The 793-nt window shown below is 66.0% G+C and carries 1 protein-coding gene; it reads left to right on the top strand.

Annotation, left to right across the window (positions count from 1 at the left end; genetic code table 11):
- Nucleotides 1-201: 201 nt before the first annotated feature.
- A partial coding sequence (gene dhaL, locus EN914_RS37080; RefSeq protein ID WP_127389763.1) for a dihydroxyacetone kinase subunit DhaL occupies nucleotides 202-793 on the top strand: 592 nt, incomplete at its 3' end.

The following is a 793-nucleotide window of genomic DNA, read 5'->3' as shown; positions in this document are numbered from 1 at the left end:
GCCATGGACAAGGCAAAAGCCGGGCGGTCGGCCTATGTCGGCAGCAAGCTGCGAGGTGTGGTCGACCCCGGCGCTCACGCGGTGGCCGAAGTCTTCGCGGCGGCCGCGGCATTGCATGAAGCGGCCTGACGTATGCTCCAGTTGTCGAATGACCGTTCTTTCGATACTGCCGGCAAGATGGAAACCGGGAATGCGGGTGACATGGCGGCGTTGAACCTTGCCCGGCTGATCGCGGCCGCCGCGGATACGATCGCCGCGAACGCCGAGGAATTGACGGCGCTCGACCAGGCGATCGGCGACGGCGACCACGGGCTGAACATGAAGCGCGGCTTCGAGGCCGTGCGCGCCGAAGTCGAAGCATTTTCGGCCAAACCGCTGCCCGATGCCCTGAAGGCGATCGGCACCAAGCTGGTGATGACGGTCGGCGGCGCCTCCGGCCCGCTGTTCGGCACCCTGTTCCTGGCACTCGGCAAGGAGATTTCGGCGAAACCCGATCGCGCCAATCTGACGGCGGCGTTCGGCAAGGCGATCGAAGCTGTGGCAGCACGCGGCAAATCGCAGATCGGACAAAAAACCATGCTCGACGTGCTGCAGCCGGTGCATGACGCGCTGCTGCAGGGAAAGACAGCTCTTGAAATCGCCGATATCGCCGACGCCGCGGCCGACGCGACCGTGCCTATGAAAGCCTTGCGTGGCCGCGCCTCGTTCCTGGGCGACCGATCGATCGGTCATATGGACGCCGGCGCGCGCTCAACCGCGCTGCTGGTGCGCACAGTGGCGCACAGCCTCGGGG

Source organism: Mesorhizobium sp. M7A.F.Ca.CA.001.08.2.1 (assembly GCF_003998455.1).
In the GTDB taxonomy this organism is placed as follows: Bacteria; Pseudomonadota; Alphaproteobacteria; order Rhizobiales; family Rhizobiaceae; genus Mesorhizobium; species Mesorhizobium ciceri.
Note: the sequence above shows the minus strand (reverse complement) of the source record. Positions and strands in the feature narration are given on the sequence as shown.